This is a genomic window from Faecalibacterium sp. i21-0019-B1 (genome assembly GCF_042852915.1).
Taxonomy (GTDB): domain Bacteria; phylum Bacillota; class Clostridia; order Oscillospirales; family Ruminococcaceae; genus Faecalibacterium; species Faecalibacterium taiwanense.
In genome coordinates this window covers 2,444,616-2,464,108 of record NZ_AP031425.1, presented here as the reverse complement: position 1 = coordinate 2,464,108, position 19,493 = coordinate 2,444,616, and the positions used below count along the sequence as shown (strand labels likewise).

The window sequence follows — 19,493 nt, the reverse complement described above, 5'->3', positions numbered from 1 at the left end:
TCATATATGGCAAACAGAAAGAAAAAGGACGAAGCGCTTGCCGTTGTGCAGGCGCAGACGGAGGGCAGCGGCCAGCCTGCCGTGCAGAGCGGCTATTCGGCGGCAGGACTGGAAAGCCGCTCGGAGGTGGAAAACGCGCTGGCAAATTCCAGCTACAAGCCCAGCCAGACCGTGACGGATGCCGCAGATGCGCTGAAGGAGTGGCAGGCAAACCGCCCGGGCGATTATCAGAGCAGCTATCAGGAGCGGATCGACCAGCTTTTGAACCAGCTGCTGCAGCGTGAGAGCTTCCAGTACAGCTACACCAAGGATCCGCTCTACCGCCAGTACGAGCAGAACTATTTGCAGAACGCCCACAATGCCAGCGCAGATGCTGCGGCGCAGGCTGCAGCCCTGACCGGCGGTTATGGTTCCAGCTATGCCACGAGCGCCGCCCAGCAGGCGTATCAGCAGCAGATCGGTGCGCTGAGCAGCGCCATCCCCACGCTGTACAGTCTGGCACTGGATACGTATACAAGCGGCGGCAACGAGCTGGTGAGCCAGCTGGATCAGCTGAACAACAGCGAACAGGATGCCCAGCAGCAGTACAACAACAAGCTCTCGGACTACTACACCCAGCTGAAGCAGAAGGGCGAAGCATACAACAACGCCTATGCGCAGGACTACGGCGCGTATCAGGATTATCTGAGCCAGCTGGGCACCCTGCACGATTATTACTCCGCGCAGGAACAGCAGCAGGCAGCACGCCGCCAGCAGGTGTTCAGCAATGTGATGACCGTGCTGGGTGTGCTGGGCGATGCGGTGCAGATCGTTCTCAGCGGCACCACGGGCGTTGGCTCCATGCTGAGCGGCCTGCTGAATACCGGCTACAACATCTACTCCGGCAACCGTCAGTACGAGGCAGACCGTGCGGACACTCAGTGGAACCAGAAGCTGCAGGAGCGTCAGTATCAGGACAGCCTGAACCAGCAGCGCTACGAGAACGAGACGAGCGAGCGGGAGTATCAGGACAAACTCAACCAGCAGAAATTCAACAACGATGTCACAAGCCAGAAGCTGAACATCGCACTGGGCGAGTGGAACCTGAAAAAGTCCAATGCAGCGCAGAAAGCAAGCCGCGCTGGCAGCACGGCGGCAGGCAGTAAGACTGGCGGCACTGGCACGGGCAGTACGTCCTCCGGTACAGCCAACCGCAGCACGGGCACTGCCACCCGTCTGGGCAGTGACACCTCCCGGAATGTGACGGTGCCCTACATGGCCATGCTGATGCGCAGCCAGGGCAAGAGCGATACCAGCATCAGCACCGCACTGCGGCAGGATGGCTATTCCAGCGCAGAGATCGCACAGATCCTGCAGCAGATGAGGCGCTGACCGTTCGGGTGGATACCAAACAATAAAAAGCATGTGCAGAGCACACAGGAGCCGTTCCGGCCAGAGGTGTTCTGCACATGCTTTTTTAGCAGAAAATAATGGTGTGCTGTTCGAGTCCCACTGGGCACCCCGCCAAATAAAAAATCCGCCGATGCAAAGCATCAGCACAGCATTTGTCTTGGTAGACATTCCTACTGATTGGAACCCGCAGGCTAACCAACAGCCCACTGGGCTGTTGGTTGCTCTGCCGCTGATGCGTCAGAGCCGCCTTGTTCGAGCCCAACTGGGCACCCCGCCAAATAAAAAAATCCGCCGATGCAAAGCATCAGCGGATTTTTTGGTGGGGTGCCCAGTGGGACTCGAACCCACGGTCTCCAGATCCACAATCTGGCGCGTTAACCGACTACGCTATGGGCACCACATAGATGCGCCCGAAGGGACTCGAACCCCCGGCCCACTGCTTAGAAGGCAGTTGCTCTATCCACCTGAGCTACGGGCGCACGTTGTAATCCCATGGGTTCCATTATGGCGGCAGCTGTGTGTCGGCACACGCTGCGAGAAGTATAATACCATACAGGCCCCATTCTGTCAAGCAAAAAATGCAAAAATCTTTTTTCTTTTTTCAAAGCCCGCAAAGCACTGCTTTACAGCAGCCACATGCCCGCAAAGCCCAAAGCAAAGCCAAGCGCGGCTCCGCCCACGACATCGCGGATATGGTGCACGCCGGTCAGCACACGGCCAACACAGATGAGCACCGTGATGCCCACCATCACCCAGCCCGCCTTCGGGTAGAAATACATCCATGCCATGGCCAGCACGGAAGCGCTCAGCGCGTGGCGGGATGGGAAGGAGTGTCCCCGGGTCTCCTTGTGCCGCAGCGGTTCAAAGCCGGGCTGTTCATAGGGACGCGGCAGGTTCAGCCTGTCCCGCAGGATGGTGCCGCCCCAGAAGGTAAGCCCCGGCACGAACACCGTCCGCGCAATGACGGCGGTGAGGTCCAGCGCGGCTTGACGCTGACTGCCCAGCAGCCGAAACAGCCGGACGTTCAGCAGGCAGAGAAGCACCGGATAACATACAAAAGGGATGAGCGGCAGCCAGCGGTCCAGTGCCACCACACAGCGCTTGGCTGTGGGGTGGGCATCCATCCAGCTGTGCAGGGCGTGATAATGTTCTGCGGTCAAAAAAGATCCCTCCGCATCGAGCACCTGAAAAATTAAAAGCAGGTGTCCAGATAATTTTCCACATCAAAGGGTTCCGGGGTGGAATCCTTGCGCAGGTACAGCGGGTGGTGGGGGTGGCCCTTTTTGCTGCGCCTGCCAAAGGTGACCCACGGGATCTCCCGCTCCCGCGTCAGGGCCACCATCTCCCGCATCAGGCCGGGCAGATAGTCCCGCTTTTCGATCAGCGTGCCCCACGCTGCCCACATGGTGGGTTCGGTCTGGGCCAGAACGGCTTTGAGCCAGCGCAGGTTTTCGTCACACAGGGCGCGGTCCGGCACACGGTCCATATCGTTAGGGTCGGTGGCGCGCTGGGGATACACGTTGAACATGATCCAGCTGTCAAAGCCGTTGGCGGCGGCAAGGCGCTCCACACTTTTCAAGGTGGGATCCAGCGCACCGGGCTGGGCGGTGCTGGGGTTGATGCCAATGCATACCAGCGGGTGGGTGCCAACGCGGCCCAGTACGTAACGGTAAGGCTGATATGTATGCGGCTCGTAATACCAGATGCCGCCGGGATATTCGTCGGCCTTGAGTACGGGGATCTGTTCGGTCTGCATGGAAAGAATGCTCCTATCATTGTTTGCTTTCTATTATCGTACCTGAAACTGCAGGATAAATCAACTCTTTTGTGCGGAAAATCCTCCCATAAAATCAAATTTCATGGTATACTAAAGAAGGACGCTGCGGCAGCTGGCTGCAGCGCATTGCAGATGAGAAAAAGGAGCAACTATGCTGGAAGATTACAAGAACGCACTGAAGAGCGGCCAGCGTGCTTACCGTGCCTGTGTGGCGCGCGGCCAGTCGCCGTATCTTGCGGTGCTGGACGATATTCTGGTCAATGTGAACATCGTGGCGCAGGAGCCGCTGGGCCTTGTGGAGATCCCGGCGGAAAGCATCGTCGGCACAAAGACCAGCGGCCGTCACACCGCCTTTGCACCGAACTTTATGCCCCTGCTGGAGCCGGACACCGAGTTTGCAGGCAAGTGGTCAAACCTCTGCGATGCACATCTGGAAGAGGGCATCCACACCCCCATCATCGCCTACGAGTTCCTGAACAAATTCTATGTGCAGGAAGGCAACAAGCGGGTATCGGTGCTCAAGTATTTTGATGCGGTCAGGATCGCGGGCACGGTCACGCGGCTCGTCCCGGAACGGAACGACAGTCTGGAAAACCGTATCTACTACGAATTTCTGGATTTTTACAAGCTCTCCAAGGTCAACGATGTGCATTTCTCCCGTCTGGGGGGTTACGCAAAATTGCAGACGCTGGTGTGCAAGGCCAGCGGTGAAAGCTGGACGGATGATGACCGGCTGAGCTTTTCCTCCTTCTATACCATGTTCCGCCAGCAGTTTCTGGCTCTGGGCGGCGACGGACTGAATCTGACTGCCGGCGATGCCATGCTGGTGTATCTGTCGGTCTACCGTTACGCGGATGCCTGCGAGAGCACGCCCAGCCAGATGAAGCAGAATCTGGAAAAGCTGTGGGATGAGGTGAAGGTGCTCACCGAGCCGCAGGCCGTGGCCCTTTCGCTGGAGCCGAAGCAGGGCCCAGGCGAACCGCTGCTGGCAAAGCTGAACATCTTTACAAAGCCCAGCGAGCTGCGGGTGGTGTTCCTGCACGAGCACAACGCCGAAAACAGCGCATGGGTGCGCGCCCACGACAAGGGCATCGAAGCGCTACAGCAGGCGTTCCCGGACCGGGTATTCATCACCCGCAAAGAGAACATCGAGCCTGAGGTGGACGCGGAGCAGGTGCTGGAGGATGTGGCCCACGACAATGCCGACGTGGTGTTCACCTCAAGTGCCCGGATGCATACCGCCTGCCTGAAGGTGGCGGCCCAGCACCCCAAGACCCGCATCCTGAACTGTTCGCTCAACGCGCCGCACCCGCTGGTGCGCACCTACTATCCCCGCACGTATGAAGTGACCTATCTGCTGGGAATGCTGGCCGGCGTGATGGCAAGGACCGACCGCGTGGGCTATGTGGCGGCAAACCCGGTGTATGGCATCCCGGCGGCAGTAAACGCCTATGCGCAGGGTCTGAAGACCGTGCGCCCGGACGCAAAGGTGGTGCTGCGCTGGGCCTGCCTGCCGGACCCGGCACACCCGCTGGACTTCTCTGACCGGCCGGATGTGGAAATCTTCTATGCCCGCGATAACCGCGAGCCGGAAGGCACCCACCGGGATTACGGCCTTGTGCGCCGCATGCCGGACGGCAGTTTGCAGCCGCTGGGCCTGCCCGTGTGGCGGTGGGATACGTTTTATACCGAGATCATCCGCTCCATTTTTGACGGCGCGTGGGACAGCGATGCAGCGGGAGCTAGAGCCGTGAATTACTGGTGGGGCATGCGCAGCGGCGCAGAGGAAATCGATTACAGCAAAGACCTGCCCGCAGGCACTTTACAGCTGCTGGACCTGATGGAAAAGATGCTGCACGAGGATGACCTGCGCATCTTCCCGGAAGACCTGTACGCGCAGGGGCATGTGCTGCACTCGCCGGAGGCTGTGGTCTACAGCCCCAAGGAATTGATGGAGATGGACTGGCTGGACGAATGCGTGGAAGGTGCGCTGCCGCACTACGATGAACTGGATGTAAAAACGCATACGCTTATGGCGATCAACGGCCTCAATACCCTGAAAGGGTTTGTGAAATAAGCGGCCCTCAGGCCGAGAGAGAACGGAGCAAACCGATGTGAAAATTCTTGCAATTTCGGATGTGCCCTCTAAAGCACTGTGGGACTACGGTACCCGCGAACATCTGGAAGGCATCGACCTGATCCTTTCCTGCGGGGATCTGCCGCAGAAGTATCTGGAATATCTTACGAACTTTACGGCTGCGCCCATCTTGTATGTCCACGGCAACCACGACGGCAGTTACAGGGAAAATGAACCTGGCGGATGCATTTGTGTGGACGACAGCGTGTATGTGTGGAAGGGCCTGCGCATTATGGGACTGGGCGGCAGCATCCGCTACAATAACCGGGAGGACAGCTTCCAGTATACGGAAAGGGAAATGCGCCGCCGTGTGCGCAAACTCTGGCGCAAGGCCCATCATGTGGGCGGCATCGATCTGCTGCTCACCCACTCCCCGGCGGCTGGCCTGAACGACAGCACGGATCATGCTCACAAGGGCTTTGCGTGCTTCAATGATCTGATGGATGAATACGAGCCGCAGTGGTTCGTGCACGGCCATGTGCACCTGAACTATGATGCAAAGCTGCCGCGCGTGTGCACCCGCGGCAAGACCACCGTGATCAACGCTACCGAGCGCTATGTGTTCGAGATCCCGGACCCGGACCCCGTGATCCAGCATTATCCGTTCTGGAAAAGATGGTTTGATGTAAAATGAAAAGCTGCCTTGCATTTTTGGATGCAGGGCAGCTTTTTTACGGTTTAAAATGGAGCCTTGTGTGGGAACGGACAACCTGCCGCAAAACAGGTGCGGAGTGCTTTGCAGCAGGAGAAAAGAAGACAGGAAAAGTTACAGCTCCAGCTTGCCGGAGACTTTGTTGATCACGTAATAGGCAGCGTCTTCCTCGGGCTTGACGTATACCTTGCAGGACTGCACGCCAACCTTGTGGGTAGCGCGGTAATCGGCCTTGGCACGGTCAATGATATCGGTCACGTTGTACTGTTTGCCGCTGAACTCCACGTACAGCTCCGGTGCAAGCGGGGGACGGCCGCGGCGTGCAGGGGCCTTGGCAGATTTACGGGTCTTAGACTCCTTGGCCTCAGCGGCAGGAGCTTCCACAGCAGGAGCAGCCGCTGCGGTCTTTTTCTTTTCGGGCATAGATAAACCCCTCCTTGATCGTATTTGGATGCTGCACAGGGGGCTGCACAGCATTGGCTCCATGAAATATATTACTTATATAATATGTTTTTGGAAATGGTTTGTAAAGTCTTTTTTGCAAAAAACTTTCGGAAAAAGGCAGGAAATCGGGAAACAAACTGTCCGGAATGCTTTTTGCGGACGCAGTGCCGTGCAAATGCCGCCAAAGCACAGAAAAAGGCAGACTTTTCACAGCACTTCCGAGGAAGCCGAAAAGTACAAACCTTTCGGGTTAAAAACGCGGTTTCCGGGTGCCGATTTACTCCCGGCAAAGCTTTTGCGCGTGCTGCACTACGGGCAGAAGAAGCTCCTCGTCCCAGTCCTCGGCAAGGGTGAACAGCAGCTGATAAACGGCGGCCTGCGCCTGACCCTGCGGGCGCTTTTGGGCCAGCGCAAACGCGGCAGAAATCATTTGCAGCTTGAGGGTGCGGATACTCTCGGGCGCAGCCCACAGGCGGACAAAATCGTAATCGTTCGTGTTGCCGCAGGGCATGGCACAGGTGGCGCAGCCCGGGGCAACGCGGTGCTTTTCAGTCTGGACGATGGCAAGCATCCGCTGCAGCCTTTCCTCCGGTGCATCCGGCTGCGCGGCAAGGCGCAGACCGGCGTTCAGAACCACGTCGGTGTCGTCCGTTTTGGGCTCGCTGGTGGTGGCCCGGGCAAGCCCCACGAGGGCACCGAGAAGGGTATCTCTTGCCTGCTGAGCAGGGGTGACAGGCGCTTTTAAAAGTTCAGGCATGGCACAGTTCCTTTCAATGAATCTTTCTGCGGAAAGTATAGCCGATTCTGCTATGTTTTACAAGATGAACAAAACGGAAATTAAAAATAAAATATAGGCTGCTTGTGAGTTTGATGCCGTTTGTGGTTATGACCCTATTTCGTGAAAAAAAGTTCTCAAAAAGCCCGCAAGCTTTTTGAGAACCCAATAAAAATAATAATTCCGCTAAAGATGCTCAGAGCGGAGCTTTTAAAATCGTGCTCTGCTCAGATCAGGCCCGGTACTTCTTTGGCCAGCAGCTCCGCCAGCTGTGCGTGGCCCTTGCGGGTCAGGTGCATGAAGTCCACCTGATTGAACTCGCAGTCCTTTGCGTCCAGGAAGTGCACGCCCTGCCGCTCGCAGATGATGCGGAGCTGCCCGGCCACACCGGCGGATTTTTCCACACAGCCATCACCCATCACGGCGTCGTGGAAGCCTGCGCCGATGGGAGGAGGTGCCACCACCAGAATGTTGGGCTGTTTGGTGCCCCAGCAGTCCACGCTCTTGGCTTTGAGGATGAGCCGCTCCATGCCCGCAGCGATGCAGGCGGCGTTGGCACCAAAGCGCTCCTTGACATCGTTCGTGCCCAGCATGATGATGAGCAGATCGACGACTTCGTGGCTCTTGAGCAGGGCATAGATGACGCTGAGGGCATCCATGGATTCGTGGATGGGGTCCACAAATACGGTGGTTCGGCCGGAAAGTCCCTCTTCGGTCACAAGGTATTCGTCGCCCAGCGCCTTCTGCAGGCGGCAGGTCCAGCGCTCCTCTTCATTGAAGCGGATGCCGTGGTCGGCGCAGTCGTTCGGGTCGGCACAGTAGCCGTGGGTGTTGGAATCACCCAGACAGAGAATATGTGTTTTCATATACAATTACTCCTTTTCCATGGTCTGTCGGAAGTAGTACACTGCGCCCACCATACCGGCGTCGTTGTGCAGCTGAGCGGCACGTACTTCCAGCCCCTCTGCAAAGGCGGGCATGACCGATGCTTTCACCTTTGCGGCAATGGGTTCGATCAGCAGTTTCTGCTGCGCGCTCACGCCGCCGCCGATCAGAATGAGCTGCGGGTTGAAGATGTGCACCATGCCTGCAAGGCCCTGTGCGATCTCGTCCGTCCAGTGGTCCAGCAGGGCAAGAACTGTCTCGCTGCCTGCTTCGGCTGCGGCAAAGATGGCGCGGCCATCCTTCCAATCGGGGTCCTTTTCCTGTGCGGCGCGCACCAGCGCGGTGGTGGCAGCGTAGCGTTCCCAGCAGCCCTTTGCGCCGCAGGTACAGTCCACACCGTCCAGTGCGTGGGTGCGGTAGTGGCCCAGCTCACCGCCAAGGCCCCGTGCACCCTCTAACAAATGGCCTCCGGTCAGGATGCCGCCGCCTACGCCGGTGCCAAGGGTCACACCGATCACGTCCGTATAGCCCTGTGCAGCGCCGACCCACACTTCACCCAGTGTCATGCAGTTGGCGTCGTTGGCCACTGTGACGGGCAGGCCGAAGTCCTTTTCCAGCGCAGCCTTGATAGGGCTGCCGATGTAATTGGGAAAGTTGCCGCAGGTACCGGCCACGATGCCCTTGCGGCTGTCGATCTGACCGGTGGCCGAAACGCCGATGCCCGCAAGACTTTCCACCGGGATGGAATTTGCGGTCAAAAACTCCTTTGCGGCCCTGCGCACGGTGGTGAGAACAGGCGTCTGGTAGCCGTCAAAACTGACACTCTCTTCGCCCTTGAGCAGCACCCTGCCGGTCTCATCCACGATGCCCAGCTTGACGGCGGTGCCGCCGATATCAATGCCAAAATACTGTTTCATCCGGCACACTCCATTTTACTTTTTTGCGGCGTTGATGGCACCGGTAAAGCGGGCCGTGATCTCTGCCGGGCGGGTGATGGCACCGCCCACCACCAGTGCGAATGCACCGGCTTCCAGCGCCTTGACCGCCTGCTCCGGGTAGTGGATGTGGCCCTCGGCAATGACCTTTGCCGGGCACTCTGCGGCCAGCTTATGGACAAAATCAAAGTCGATATCGTCAATGCCCTTGGTCTCCGGGGTGTAGCCGCGCATGGTGGTGCCCACAAAGTCGGCACCGGCTTCGGCGCAGGCCATGGCATTCTCAAAGTTGTCGCAGTCGGCCATCACCAGCTGGTCGGGATACTTTGCCTTGATGGTGCGGATGAACTGGGCGGAGGTGGAGCCGTCCGGGCGCAGGGCACCGGTGCCCTGCACGGCAAGAATGTCCACGCCGCACTCCACCAGCTCGTCCACTTCCTTCATGGTAACGGTGATGTACATGGGCGTGCCGGGGTAGTCCTTTTTGATGATGCCGATGACCGGCAGATCCACCACCTGCTTGATCTGGGTAATGTCGCGCACGGTGTTGGCACGGATGCCCACAGCACCGCTCATGGCGGCGGCTTTTGCCATCAGCGGCATCACGCCGCCTTCTTTCGTGTACAGGGGCTCCGTCTCCAGTGCCTGACAGGAGACAATCAGACCACCCTTGATCTGAGCAAACAGCTTTTCCTTATCCATCGTTCAATCCTCCATCCGAATCTTTACAACAGCCTTGCGCACGCCCACACAGCCGTGCTGTACAAGGCCGGGTTTGTGCAGCTCCGTGGGGAAGAACAGCACAAAGCGTCCTTCGCCCAGTGCGCCGGTCACGACACTGGCGCTGTCCTGAAAACCGCAGTCGCCGGTAAAATCGCCGATCTCCCTGCCGGGATTTGTGGTAAAGCCCCAGCCCTCGCTGCCGGTGATGTCGAGCTGCAGGTCGGCGTACTTTTTGTGATATTCCGGGTGGTAGCCGTGGTCGGAATGGAGCGTGGCATCCATCGTGTTGATGAATACCTCCTCGCCATCCACCTCGGTGCGGCCCAGAGGCAGGCTGGCAGGGTCGTGGGTCAGCAGGTAATCAATGGCCGTGTCGAGATTTTTGCAAAGGCCCTTGTAGCGCGTCAGGTGCTGCAGGGTATCACAGATCATAAAACGTCCCTCCAAAAACAAGCGCCCGCTCTCCCCTCTGAAAAGAGACGGAGAGGGGCGCTGCTTCAATTTTACAGCTTTGCGATGGCAGCTTCGATCATGGCCTGTGCTTCGGTCACGATGGCTTCATCTTCCGGGATCAGGCCGGGCATCGGCTCGCGCACGCCGCCCAGCTCCAGACCGTACATCCGGCGCAGGATCTCCTTCTGCACGGCGTACAGGTTGCCGTGGGCTTCGCACATTTTGTAGATGATGCGGTCGGCATCGTACTGGATGGCGCGTGCGGCTTCGATCTCGCCCTTGTTGATGTGGTCGTTCATGGCCAGATACAGCTCCGGCATGACGGCGTAGGTGCCGCCGATGCCGCCGTCTGCGCCGATGACGCGGCCGGAAACGAACTGCTCATCGGGGCCGTTGAACACCACAAAGTTCCCCTCGCCGCGGGCGGCGATGCCGGCATCCTTGAACATCTGGATGTCCTGCGTGGGCATGGAGCTGTTCTTCACAGCCACTACATTGGGGTTCTTGAGCATTTCCTTCAGCAGGCTCATGGTCAGGCCGGTGCCTGCCAGCTGCGGGATGTTGTAGATGACGAACTCGGTGTTGGGAGCAGCAGCGGACATATCGTTCCAGTATTTTGCAATGGCGTACTCCGGCAGGTGGAAGTAGATGGGAGGAATGGATGCAATGGCATCTACGCCCACGCTCTCGGCATGGCGGGCCAGCTCCACGCTGTCGGCGGTATTGTTGCAGCCGACATGCGCAATGACGGTCAGCTTGCCCTTGGCTTCGCTCATCACGGCTTCCAGAACGGCCTTGCGCTCATCCACGTGCTGGTAGATGCACTCGCCGGAGGAACCGCCTACATACACGCCCTTGACGCCTTTGGCGATCAGATGGCGGGTAAGGGCCTTGACGCCCTCGGTGGAAATATTGCCCTCTGCGTCGTAGCAGGCGTAAAAGGCGGGGATGACACCCTGATATTTTTTGATATCTTTCATGTTCCAAACCCTTCTTTAAAAATAGTAATAAATACAGATGAAATGGTTTTGCATCAAGCTCGTACGCTTTCTGTTCCGGGCAGCGGCATCAGCGCCCTCTTGCGGTGCCCTGCATCCGCTTCGGCCCTTGGGCGGGCCTTGCGTCTTGCAGACCGCTGCGCCAAAAATCCCTCCCTGCATGCCCCTTTTTGTCGCTGCGCGACATCTTCCCCCGGCCGGGGGAAGTCTTTGCCCGCAGGCGGCGGTCGGGATTTTAGCCCTTAACAGCACCCATTGCGATGCCCTTGGTAAAGTACTTCTGGAAAATGAGGAAGATGATGATGATAGGCACAGCAGCCAGTGCGGCACCTGCCATGATCAGGCCAAAGTCGGTGCTGTTCTCAGCCTGCAGCTTTGCAATGCCCAGAGAAATGGTCAGGTTGCTGGTGCTGGACAGCATGATCAACTGCATGAAGTAGTCGTTCCAGCTGTTGATGAAGGTAAAAATGGCCAGTGCACCGATGCCCGGCTTGACCATGGGCAGCACGATGTCGATAAAGGTCTTGGCCTCGCTTGCACCGTCGATGCGGGCCGCTTCCAGCATCTCAGTGGGGATGCCCTCACTGAACTGCTTCATCAGGAACACACCAAAGGGCCAGCCCACGATGGGGAAGATGACGGCCCAGATGGTGTTGTACAGGTTCAGGCTGCTCATTTCGCGCAGCAGGGGGATCAGGATGACCTGCTTGGGCAGAGCCATTGCACACACGATGAGGGTGAACAGCAGCTTGCGGCCTACAAAGCGCTTTTTTGCCAGTGCATAGCCGGCCATGGCGGCTGTGATGCAGGTGAGGATCATGGACATGACGGCCATGAACACGGTGTTGATCATCCAGCGGATGGCAGCGGGAGCGGTGGGGCCTACCGAGAAGTAGATGGGCTCGCCGTTAGCGCTGAACTTGGAGCCAAAGGGCACAGCCAGCTGCCACAGCGGGGCGCTCTTGCCGGAGAACAGCTTCTGATAGTTGGTCAGCACCCACTGGCTGGGCCACCATTCGGGGGTGGTGGCGTTGATGGCGGCACCGGTCTTGAAGGAACCGGTGATGATCCAGTACAGCGGGAAGGCGAACAGCACCGCAACGATGCTGATGAGGATCAGCGTCAGGATCATGTAGGCGCTCATTCTCTTGAGCTTGCTGGGGTGACGCTTCAACGGTTTTTGCTTTTTTGCAGCGGCATTTGCACTCATTGTCCGGCACCTCCTTTAATTATCCTGGTTGCCCAGCTTGAACTGGACAGCCGACAGAATGGCGATGATGACTGCCAGCACCACACCCATTGCGTTGCCGTAGCCGTAGCGGTACAGCTTGAAGGCGGTGTAGTAGATGTAGTACATGATGGTATCGGTGCTGTGGTTGGGGCCGCCGGAAGTCAGCAGCTGGATCAGCGCAAAGCACTGGAAGGAGTTGATGGTGGTAATGACCAGAATGTACAGGGTGGTGGGCATGATGGCGGGCCACTTGATCTTCCAGAAACACTGGAAATCGGTGGCACCGTCCACTTCTGCGGCTTCCACGATGGACTGGTCCACATTGCCCAGAGCGGAAACGTACAGCACGATGGGCTGGCCCACAGAGGTGGTGAGCAGGATCAGGATGATGCAGCCCAGAGCAAAGCGCTCATCGCCCAGCCAGTTGATGTTTTTGTCAATGAGGCCCAGAGTCTTGCCCAGATAGTTGAAGATGCCATAGTAGTTGTTGTACATCCACTTCCACACCACGGTAACAGCCACAGAGCCGGTGACCACGGGCAGGTAGAACACGCAACGGAAAAGGCTGGTAGCCCACTCGGGCAGGTCTACGATGGCAGAGGAGACCCACAGCGAGAAGGCGCAGGTGACGGGCACGGACACCACCACGATAATGAAGGTGTTCTTTAAGGCACCCAGAAAGATGGGGTCTGTGAACAGTTCCTTATAGTTTGCAAGGCCCACAAAGATATCGGCACGGTTCATGGTGGAATCGAAGAAGCTGGTCACCACGCACAGCACCATGGGATAGATGACGAAGCCCAGAAAGAAGATCAGGCTGGGCAGCAGGAAGCAATAGGAAGCGAAGGTCTCGCGCCGTACCAGCGCACTGCTGCGCTTAGGCTCTTTGATCGCCGTTTTTGCAGCCAAGAGGATCACCGTTCCTTTCGGTTATGATTTTTTTTTTACAAATAAAGCCCCTCCCTCGTCGGGATCTTCGAGGAAGGGGCGAAGCGTCAATAATTATCTGCCCCCGGCAGAGTGGATGGGCTTATGCCTGTGCGGCAGCGTTTGCGTTGTCCACAAAGGTCTTGACGGCAGTCTCGACATCCTCACCGGAGCCGACGCGCTGCAGCATGTTCCACCACTCGGTACGTGCGGTTGCCCAGCCCGGAGTGATCTGGTAGTAGTCGCCCAGATAAGCCATGAACTTGCTGTACTCGCTCATGATCTCGTTGTCGGCGTAGATATCGCCCACGCTGGTGCGGACCGGGAAGTAGGTGGAAGCCAGCACACTGTCCTTGACCTGATCGGGGTCGGCAGCGATGAAGTCGATGAAGGTCCTGGCTGCTTCGATCTTGGCCTCGTCGCCGTTATCAAAGATGCCGAAGCCCCAGATGCCGCCGCACAGCTTCGGGTCGCCGCTGTCGGTGGGGAAGGCCATGGGGAAGATCTCGTCGCCATCGTTGGTCAGACCGGCGGCGTTGTTGTCGCTGTTGGCCTGCTGTGCAATGTTCCAGCAGAATGCCATCTGCAGGGTGCCGTTGCGGAACAGGGTGATCTCGTCGCCGCCTGCGATGGAAGCGTCAAAGTTGATGCCCTTGGTGTCGTGCAGGGTCTGGATCGCCTTGATGTTCTCGGCGGAGTCGGCAGTGTACTTGGTGTGGGCTGCATCGGTAAAGGTGCCGCCGTACATGTTGTTGATGATGGCGCGGGTGCCCTGGTCGCCGCCCTGACCTGCGCAGTAGATGGCTGCAACGTTCTCGTAACCGCCGTTGTACAGGGCATCAACGGTCTTCAGGAAGCCGTCGGTGCTCCAGGTATGCTTGTCGGTATCAATGTACTGGTCAGCGCCCACTTCCTTGACCTTGGTCATGTTCACGGCCATGCAGTGTGCGGTCATGCACAGGGGATACTCGTAGTAGTTGCCGGCAGTGTCCTTGCAGGCGGACTCAACGGACTCGTAAATGTCCTTCTTGGCATCGTCGGTCCACAGGTCGTTCAGCGGAGCCATAACGCCCTTTGCGCCCCAGTTTGCAACCAGACGCTCGGGACCTTCCATGATCAGATCAGGTGCGCTGCCACCCTCGATGGCGGTGTTCACCTGATCGTCGCCGTTGGTGTAGTCCAGATACTCCACAGTGACCTTGATGTCAGGATACTTTGCGTTGAAGCTGGAAACCAGACCCTGAACGGTCTCGTCATTGCCCCAGCCGCCGATGGGGTATGTCCACAGCTTGATGCTGGTGGAAGAAGCAGCTGCGCTTGCAGCGGTAGAACCTGCGGTGGAAGCAGCAGTGCTGGTGCTTGCAGAAGAGCCGCCGCATGCGGCCAGAGCGCCGGCTGCGCCCAGAATGCCAGCGGCCTTCAGGAACGAACGGCGGGAAATGCAGTTTTTCATAGTAGTTTCTCCTTCGCATTCAAGATGCTTCACGTTGTTGGCGGCCTGCCGTGCCAGCGGCCGCTCTTGATGGCTCCATTATAGAAAAATATTTTCATTTTGTCCATTCATGGTTTTCATAAATTTTCAGAATGACAGTGTGCATTGTGCACAAAAGTGTGGGATATATGTTGAAATGCAAAGAAAATCTTGCTTTACTCTTCTGAAACTATTACAAAATGGTACAAACCCACAAAAACGATAGTGAAAATGTTTTTCTAAACAAAAATGTAAAATTGAAAGATATTTTCACAAAATGGCCGTTTTTTCCGCCAAAACTGTGTGCTCTGCACAGAACTGCGGGCCAAAATGTGGGCAATGCGTCTCTTGCGAAGCGGGGACGATTCTTTTATACTTTTTATAAAGGTGAATGAAACGGTCGGCAGCTGATCCGGGTCGGTGGACTGCTGCGCCGGAAAAGAGGAAAAAGAAAAATGGCAACGAATTTTTGGGAGCTGCTGCAGCAGCATCAGGGCGACCTGACAAAATCGGGCCGCACCGTGGCGGACTATCTTGTGCAGCACGCGGCAGAGGCACAGTATCTGTCCATCTCCTCGCTGGCAAAGGAGTGCTGTGTGGCAGAGGCAACGGTGTTCCGCTTCTGCCGGGCGCTGGGGTTTGAGGGCTATCATGAAATGCGCATTGCGCTGGCGCAGGCCAACGCCACCGGTGCACTGGTCAACCAGCATGTGCCGGAGCCGGATGCCGACACGGCAACTTTGTGCGAGCACGCCAGCGCCCTGCTGATGACTACTATCAACGGCACCCAGAACAATCTTTCGCCGGAGGCGGTGGACAAGGCTTCGGAGCTGATGCACAAGGCCCGGCAGGTGTACTGCCTTGGTCAGGGCGGCAGCATGTATATTGCAAATGATATCTGCGCCCGCTTTGCCTGCATCTCCACCAAGTTCCGCACGGCAGGCGACAGCCATATGCAGCTGATCACGGCCAGCCTGATGACCCCGGAGGATGTGGTGCTGTTCGTTTCCTATTCCGGCGCTACCCGCGATATGCTGGAAACGCTGCGTGCGGCCAAGGCGGCGGGCGCAAAGATCATTCTGCTCACCCATTATGAGGATTCGCCCGGCGCAAAGCTGGCGGATATCGTGCTGCTGTGTGGTGCGCAGGAAAGCCCGCTGGACTCCGGCAACATCCCGGTCAAGGTGGCGCTGCTGTATGTGGCTGAAGTGCTGGTGCTGCGCTACACCATGGACGACCCCGAAAATGCCAACGCCGCACAGGATCGCACCAGTGAAGCACTGGCGGTCAAAATGCTGTAAAAATATTGCCCGCAAGGCCCCTGCAGATCCCGTGTTCTGTGGGGGCCTTGGCATATCCGGCAAAGGGTGCGTAAAATCTGTTTCTGATCTTTTTCTTCAAAAAAATAGACCTCATCTTTTTGATGAAGTCTATTTTTCTTTAGCCTCTTAACTTAACGGCATTGGGCGAATGCCTGATGGGCTTTTATGCCGGTGGTGGGGGTCTCCCGCGCACTGAGCAACAGCCCGCAGGGCTGATTGCTCCCCTGCTGTGCAGGGTCGAACCCACACGTGTTATTAGCACAAGGGATTTTGAGTTTTGAGGAGGGTTTTCCATTTGGTGTCATCTGGTGCCCGACTTTAAAGCGGAAAAGCAACAGTACATCGAATGAATTTTTGATAAATCTACGATTTTTCGTTACGTTTCCCCTCGGCTCCGATTTCTCGATTTGGAAGGCAAAAAAGGAAATTGGAGGGATGTTCAGGAGGAATGCAGAGCCTGCCATGCAGGACTGTGCACACAGGCTTTTTTCTTTTTTTGGAAAATATTTCAAACCCGTGCAATTCCGGGGGGCGGCTCATTCGTATCCAGAATGTAGCAACGAAAACCGGGTGCACACCCCGGCAGCGATCACACAATAAGCGGAAACATTTATTTTGATATTGCAAACAAGCCAGACCGGCGGGTCTGGCTTGTTTGCTGTTCCACGGAGTGGGCGTGGAGGAAAAGTGCTCCTGCGTTTCCAGCAGCTCGCCGATGGTATCGCACGCCGGAGGTGGCACGGCTGGGGTCCAGCTGGTGGGCGATCTTGTTGGTGCGGTTATAGAAAGCATCGTCATCCACGCTCTCGTTGATGTGCACGCCCCACAGGATGATACTGGGGTGATTGCGGTTCTGCAAGATTATCTCTTGTAACATTGCACAGGCAGCGTCTTTCCATGCAGCATAACCTCAAAGCTGTGAGCCTTTTTATTTGACTCGTCCCTTTCTCTGCTGTCACTCTGCCTGTATCTCTTCCACCAGCGGCAGATAGTCGGCACAGTATTTCCGGTATAGCGGCTGCACCAGCTGCCGGAAGTTCTGCATTTCTTCTTCGGGCAGCGGCAGTTCCTGGCACCCGCCAGCCAATGCCGCTTTTCGGGCAGCGGTTTCCTCCTGTGCCCAGAGTTGGCGCTCGTACTGCGCCGATGCCCGGGCGCATGCCTGCAGGGTCTTCCGGTATTCCTCCGGCAGTGCATCCCATGTGCGGCCGGAAGCCAGCTGCACCTCCGGTACGCGGCTGTGCTCATCGGCCATGTAGTACCGTGCCACCTTATAGTGCTCCATGGAATAGTAGGCCGGCCAGTTGTTTTCGGCGGCATCGATCTGCCCGGTCTCAAGCGCCGAGTAGACGTCGCTGTACGCCGTGGTCTCCGGCACTGCACCCAGCAGGCGGATCATGTCGATCACGATCTGCGAATCCTGCACGCGGATGGTCTTGCCCTGTAAATCGTTCAGGCTGCGCACCGGCTGACGGGCATAAAACGAGCGGGCACCCGCGTCGTACCAGCTCAGGCCTACCCGTCCCTGCGCGGTAAAGTCCTGCAAAAACTCAGCTCCGATGCTGCCGTCCAGCACGCGCCACATGTGGTCGGCATCCCGGTAGAGATACGGCAGCAGCAGCACGTTGAGCCGGGGCAGGTCGTCCGTGACCACCGAGAGCGACACACGGGCAAAATCTACGCCGCCAATGGCAAGCTGTTCCCACACCTGCTGTTCCGAGCCGTACTCGCCGTTCGCCTTGACCTGAATGACCACCTTGCCCCCGGTCTGCTGCTGCACAAGGTCTGCAAAATACTGCGCGCCCTGCGTAGTGGGGTACCCGGCGGGCTGGTTGTCGGCATAGGTCAGCACATAGTCCGGTGTGGTCTGCGGCTTTGCGGCACAGCCTGCCAGCTGCAAGGCTGCAAAGCCAAGCCCGGCTAAAAAAGTCCGTCTGCGCATGGTGCCTCCCTCCCTTTGCAGATAGTATAGCGCACAAGGCTGCCTTTGTGCAAGAGACAGAAAAAGGCGGTGCCCGCCGCAAAGCAGGTACCGCCTTTTTTAGGAGAAGAAGGGAATGTCTCAATTACATCAGGCCCATTGCCTGCGGCAGTGCGGTAGACACTGCCGGGATAAAGGTGACCAGCAGCAGGCCGCCGATGATGGCCACATAGTACATAAGCATGTACGGCATGACCTTGGAAAGCGAGGTGCGGCCCACCTTGATGCCCACGAACAGTGCGTTGCCCACAGGCGGGGTGATGTTGCCGATGCACAGGTTATACACGAGGATCAGACCGAACTGGATGGTGCTCATGCCAAAGCTCTGGCAGATGGGCAGGAACAGCGGGGTGAAGATGAGGATGGCCGGAGTCACATCCATAAAGGTGCCGGACACCAGCAGGATCACGTTCATGATGAGCAGGATGATGTACTTATTGCTGGTCAGGCTCAGCAGGGCTGCTGCCACAGCATCCGGGATCTGCAAAAAGGCCATGACCCAGCCCAGAATGTTGGAAACGCCTACAAGGAACACCACCATGCCGGACATCTTGGCAGAGTCCACGAGGATCTTCCACAGGCTTTTCAGGTTGATGGAGCGGTAGCAGAAGGCAAGGATCAGAGCATAGGCAACGGCAATGGCAGAGCCTTCGGTGGCAGAGAACACACCGCCGATGATGCCGCCGATGACCACGATGATCAGGGACAGCGAAGGCAGGGCGCGCAGGGTGCAGATGCCGAGATTTTTCCAGTCAAACTTGCCGGGGGTGCCTTTATAGCCCAGCTTGACCGCCAGCAGCACGCCCACCACGCAGCAGCACAGCGCCCAGATGATGCCGGGAATGTAACCGGCCATGAACAGCGCAGCCACAGAGGTGCCGCCGGATGCCAGAGAGTAGGTGATCAGGGCGTTGGACGGCGGGATCAGCAGGCCGGAGCAGGAGGAAGCGGCGTTGGTGGCAGCGGTCACGGCGGGGTCGTAGCCCTGCTCCTCGGCACCGTCGCGGATCATGGAGCCAACGGCAGCAGCCGCAGCGGATGCAGAGCCGGAGATGGCGCCGAACAGAGCGTTGGTGCCGATATTGGTCACCAGCAGTGCGCCGGGCATCTTGCCCAGAATGGCCATGACGAAATCCACCAGACGCTTGGCGATGCCGCCCTGATTCATGATGTTGCCGGCCAGAATAAAGAACGGGATGGCGGTCAGGCTGAACTTGCTCATGCCCACAAAGGTGCGCTGGGCAGCGGTCAGCACGGCTACGTTCAGATCGATGGAAGAAAGGATGGCAGTCAGAGAAGAGACTGCAATGGCGTACGAGATGGGCACGCCGAGAAACAGCAGCACCAGCAGCACTGCCAAAATTACGAGTAACGCTTGAATTGCCACAGC

Annotated in this window: 18 protein-coding genes, 2 tRNA genes and 1 pseudogene; 4 read left to right on the top strand and 17 right to left on the bottom strand. The window is 57.7% G+C overall.

The annotated features are described in order from the left end of the window. Positions 1-6: 6 nt before the first annotated feature. Positions 7-1,371, top strand: coding sequence for a cell envelope biogenesis protein TolA (locus ACGHP1_RS12325; protein ID WP_390509520.1), 1,365 nt, complete (start codon positions 7-9; stop codon positions 1,369-1,371). 341 nt (positions 1,372-1,712) lie between these two features. Here ACGHP1_RS12325 and ACGHP1_RS12320 read toward each other — a convergent pair. The 4 genes from ACGHP1_RS12320 to ACGHP1_RS12305 all read right to left on the bottom strand — a co-directional run bounded on the left by ACGHP1_RS12320 (position 1,713) and on the right by ACGHP1_RS12305 (position 3,148). Then, a tRNA-His gene (locus ACGHP1_RS12320) sits at positions 1,713-1,789 on the bottom strand. Between the two features lie 8 nt (positions 1,790-1,797). Beyond that, a tRNA-Arg gene (locus ACGHP1_RS12315) sits at positions 1,798-1,871 on the bottom strand. A 144-nt stretch (positions 1,872-2,015) separates the two neighbouring features. Next, the gene (locus ACGHP1_RS12310) at positions 2,016-2,552 is read right to left on the bottom strand and encodes a phosphatase PAP2 family protein (protein WP_243138972.1); all 537 of its coding nucleotides are present in this window, start codon (positions 2,550-2,552) and stop codon (positions 2,016-2,018) included. Between the two features lie 32 nt (positions 2,553-2,584). Beyond that, positions 2,585-3,148, bottom strand: coding sequence for a DUF1643 domain-containing protein (locus ACGHP1_RS12305; protein ID WP_005944615.1), 564 nt, complete (start codon positions 3,146-3,148; stop codon positions 2,585-2,587). 172 nt (positions 3,149-3,320) lie between these two features. Between ACGHP1_RS12305 and ACGHP1_RS12300 the strand changes: the two genes are divergently transcribed. Together ACGHP1_RS12300 and ACGHP1_RS12295 are read left to right on the top strand one after the other, a co-directional pair. Continuing rightward, on the top strand, positions 3,321-5,246 hold the full coding sequence (locus ACGHP1_RS12300; RefSeq protein ID WP_390509518.1) for a BMP family ABC transporter substrate-binding protein: 1,926 nt from the start codon (positions 3,321-3,323) through the stop codon (positions 5,244-5,246). A 37-nt stretch (positions 5,247-5,283) separates the two neighbouring features. Then, positions 5,284-5,940, top strand: coding sequence for a metallophosphoesterase family protein (locus tag ACGHP1_RS12295; protein WP_005944611.1), 657 nt, complete (start codon positions 5,284-5,286; stop codon positions 5,938-5,940). Between the two features lie 132 nt (positions 5,941-6,072). On the opposite strand, the gene ACGHP1_RS12290 is transcribed toward ACGHP1_RS12295, so the two are convergent. The 10 genes from ACGHP1_RS12290 to ACGHP1_RS12245 all read right to left on the bottom strand — a co-directional run bounded on the left by ACGHP1_RS12290 (position 6,073) and on the right by ACGHP1_RS12245 (position 14,782). Further along, positions 6,073-6,381, bottom strand: a complete 309-nt coding sequence (locus ACGHP1_RS12290; protein ID WP_005944609.1) for a DUF6465 family protein — start codon at positions 6,379-6,381, stop codon at positions 6,073-6,075. Positions 6,382-6,679: 298 nt separating this feature from the next. Beyond that, positions 6,680-7,159 carry a hypothetical protein gene (locus tag ACGHP1_RS12285; RefSeq protein WP_390509517.1) on the bottom strand — a complete coding sequence of 160 codons (480 nt, stop codon included), beginning with the start codon at positions 7,157-7,159 and terminating at the stop codon, positions 6,680-6,682. A 245-nt stretch (positions 7,160-7,404) separates the two neighbouring features. Further along, on the bottom strand, positions 7,405-8,043 hold the full coding sequence (locus ACGHP1_RS12280; protein ID WP_390509516.1) for a GDSL-type esterase/lipase family protein: 639 nt from the start codon (positions 8,041-8,043) through the stop codon (positions 7,405-7,407). A gap of 6 nt (positions 8,044-8,049) precedes the next feature. After that, on the bottom strand, positions 8,050-8,979 hold the full coding sequence (locus ACGHP1_RS12275) for an ROK family protein (RefSeq protein WP_390509515.1): 930 nt from the start codon (positions 8,977-8,979) through the stop codon (positions 8,050-8,052). Between the two features lie 15 nt (positions 8,980-8,994). Further along, positions 8,995-9,699 carry an N-acetylmannosamine-6-phosphate 2-epimerase gene (locus tag ACGHP1_RS12270; RefSeq protein WP_207698364.1) on the bottom strand — a complete coding sequence of 235 codons (705 nt, stop codon included), beginning with the start codon at positions 9,697-9,699 and terminating at the stop codon, positions 8,995-8,997. 3 nt (positions 9,700-9,702) lie between these two features. Then, positions 9,703-10,152: a YhcH/YjgK/YiaL family protein gene (locus ACGHP1_RS12265; RefSeq protein WP_097781540.1), complete on the bottom strand. Its 450-nt coding sequence runs from the start codon at positions 10,150-10,152 to the stop codon at positions 9,703-9,705. A 71-nt stretch (positions 10,153-10,223) separates the two neighbouring features. Further along, complete coding sequence (locus ACGHP1_RS12260) at positions 10,224-11,153, bottom strand: dihydrodipicolinate synthase family protein (RefSeq protein ID WP_223388949.1); 930 nt, start codon at positions 11,151-11,153, stop codon at positions 10,224-10,226. A gap of 253 nt (positions 11,154-11,406) precedes the next feature. Beyond that, entirely contained in the window at positions 11,407-12,381 is a 975-nt protein-coding gene (locus ACGHP1_RS12255; RefSeq protein ID WP_005944590.1) for a carbohydrate ABC transporter permease, read from the bottom strand. A 15-nt stretch (positions 12,382-12,396) separates the two neighbouring features. Continuing rightward, on the bottom strand, positions 12,397-13,320 hold the full coding sequence (locus ACGHP1_RS12250; protein WP_005944588.1) for a carbohydrate ABC transporter permease: 924 nt from the start codon (positions 13,318-13,320) through the stop codon (positions 12,397-12,399). 112 nt (positions 13,321-13,432) lie between these two features. Further along, positions 13,433-14,782, bottom strand: coding sequence for an ABC transporter substrate-binding protein (locus ACGHP1_RS12245; protein WP_120080885.1), 1,350 nt, complete (start codon positions 14,780-14,782; stop codon positions 13,433-13,435). A gap of 473 nt (positions 14,783-15,255) precedes the next feature. Here ACGHP1_RS12245 and ACGHP1_RS12240 point away from each other — a divergent pair, with 473 nt between their 5' ends. Beyond that, a complete protein-coding gene (locus tag ACGHP1_RS12240) occupies positions 15,256-16,101 on the top strand; it encodes a MurR/RpiR family transcriptional regulator (RefSeq protein ID WP_097775097.1) in 846 nt (281 codons plus the stop codon). 631 nt (positions 16,102-16,732) lie between these two features. Here ACGHP1_RS12240 and ACGHP1_RS12235 read toward each other — a convergent pair. The 3 genes and pseudogenes from ACGHP1_RS12235 to ACGHP1_RS12225 all read right to left on the bottom strand — a co-directional run. Next, a pseudogene (locus tag ACGHP1_RS12235) lies at positions 16,733-17,011 on the bottom strand (glycoside hydrolase family 2 TIM barrel-domain containing protein); the annotation flags it as partial. A 66-nt stretch (positions 17,012-17,077) separates the two neighbouring features. Continuing rightward, the gene (locus ACGHP1_RS12230; protein ID WP_390509514.1) at positions 17,078-18,064 is read right to left on the bottom strand and encodes a TRAP transporter substrate-binding protein; all 987 of its coding nucleotides are present in this window, start codon (positions 18,062-18,064) and stop codon (positions 17,078-17,080) included. A gap of 124 nt (positions 18,065-18,188) precedes the next feature. After that, on the bottom strand, positions 18,189-19,490 hold the full coding sequence (locus tag ACGHP1_RS12225; protein ID WP_120080881.1) for a TRAP transporter large permease: 1,302 nt from the start codon (positions 19,488-19,490) through the stop codon (positions 18,189-18,191). Positions 19,491-19,493 lie beyond the last annotated feature (3 nt).

What these genes read in the sequence shown, in the direction of transcription:
- ACGHP1_RS12305 (WP_005944615.1), bottom strand. Translation starts at nt 3,148, where the DNA reads ATGCAGACCGAACAGATCCCCGTACTCAAGGCCGACGAATATCCCGGC.
- ACGHP1_RS12270 (WP_207698364.1), bottom strand. Translation starts at nt 9,699, where the DNA reads ATGGATAAGGAAAAGCTGTTTGCTCAGATCAAGGGTGGTCTGATTGTC.
- ACGHP1_RS12230 (WP_390509514.1), bottom strand. Translation starts at nt 18,064, where the DNA reads ATGCGCAGACGGACTTTTTTAGCCGGGCTTGGCTTTGCAGCCTTGCAG.
- ACGHP1_RS12325 (WP_390509520.1), top strand. Translation starts at nt 7, where the DNA reads ATGGCAAACAGAAAGAAAAAGGACGAAGCGCTTGCCGTTGTGCAGGCG.
- ACGHP1_RS12285 (WP_390509517.1), bottom strand. Translation starts at nt 7,159, where the DNA reads ATGCCTGAACTTTTAAAAGCGCCTGTCACCCCTGCTCAGCAGGCAAGA.
- ACGHP1_RS12260 (WP_223388949.1), bottom strand. Translation starts at nt 11,153, where the DNA reads ATGAAAGATATCAAAAAATATCAGGGTGTCATCCCCGCCTTTTACGCC.
- ACGHP1_RS12275 (WP_390509515.1), bottom strand. Translation starts at nt 8,979, where the DNA reads ATGAAACAGTATTTTGGCATTGATATCGGCGGCACCGCCGTCAAGCTG.
- ACGHP1_RS12300 (WP_390509518.1), top strand. Translation starts at nt 3,321, where the DNA reads ATGCTGGAAGATTACAAGAACGCACTGAAGAGCGGCCAGCGTGCTTAC.
- ACGHP1_RS12280 (WP_390509516.1), bottom strand. Translation starts at nt 8,043, where the DNA reads ATGAAAACACATATTCTCTGTCTGGGTGATTCCAACACCCACGGCTAC.
- ACGHP1_RS12245 (WP_120080885.1), bottom strand. Translation starts at nt 14,782, where the DNA reads ATGAAAAACTGCATTTCCCGCCGTTCGTTCCTGAAGGCCGCTGGCATT.
- ACGHP1_RS12265 (WP_097781540.1), bottom strand. Translation starts at nt 10,152, where the DNA reads ATGATCTGTGATACCCTGCAGCACCTGACGCGCTACAAGGGCCTTTGC.
- ACGHP1_RS12240 (WP_097775097.1), top strand. Translation starts at nt 15,256, where the DNA reads ATGGCAACGAATTTTTGGGAGCTGCTGCAGCAGCATCAGGGCGACCTG.
- ACGHP1_RS12290 (WP_005944609.1), bottom strand. Translation starts at nt 6,381, where the DNA reads ATGCCCGAAAAGAAAAAGACCGCAGCGGCTGCTCCTGCTGTGGAAGCT.
- ACGHP1_RS12255 (WP_005944590.1), bottom strand. Translation starts at nt 12,381, where the DNA reads ATGAGTGCAAATGCCGCTGCAAAAAAGCAAAAACCGTTGAAGCGTCAC.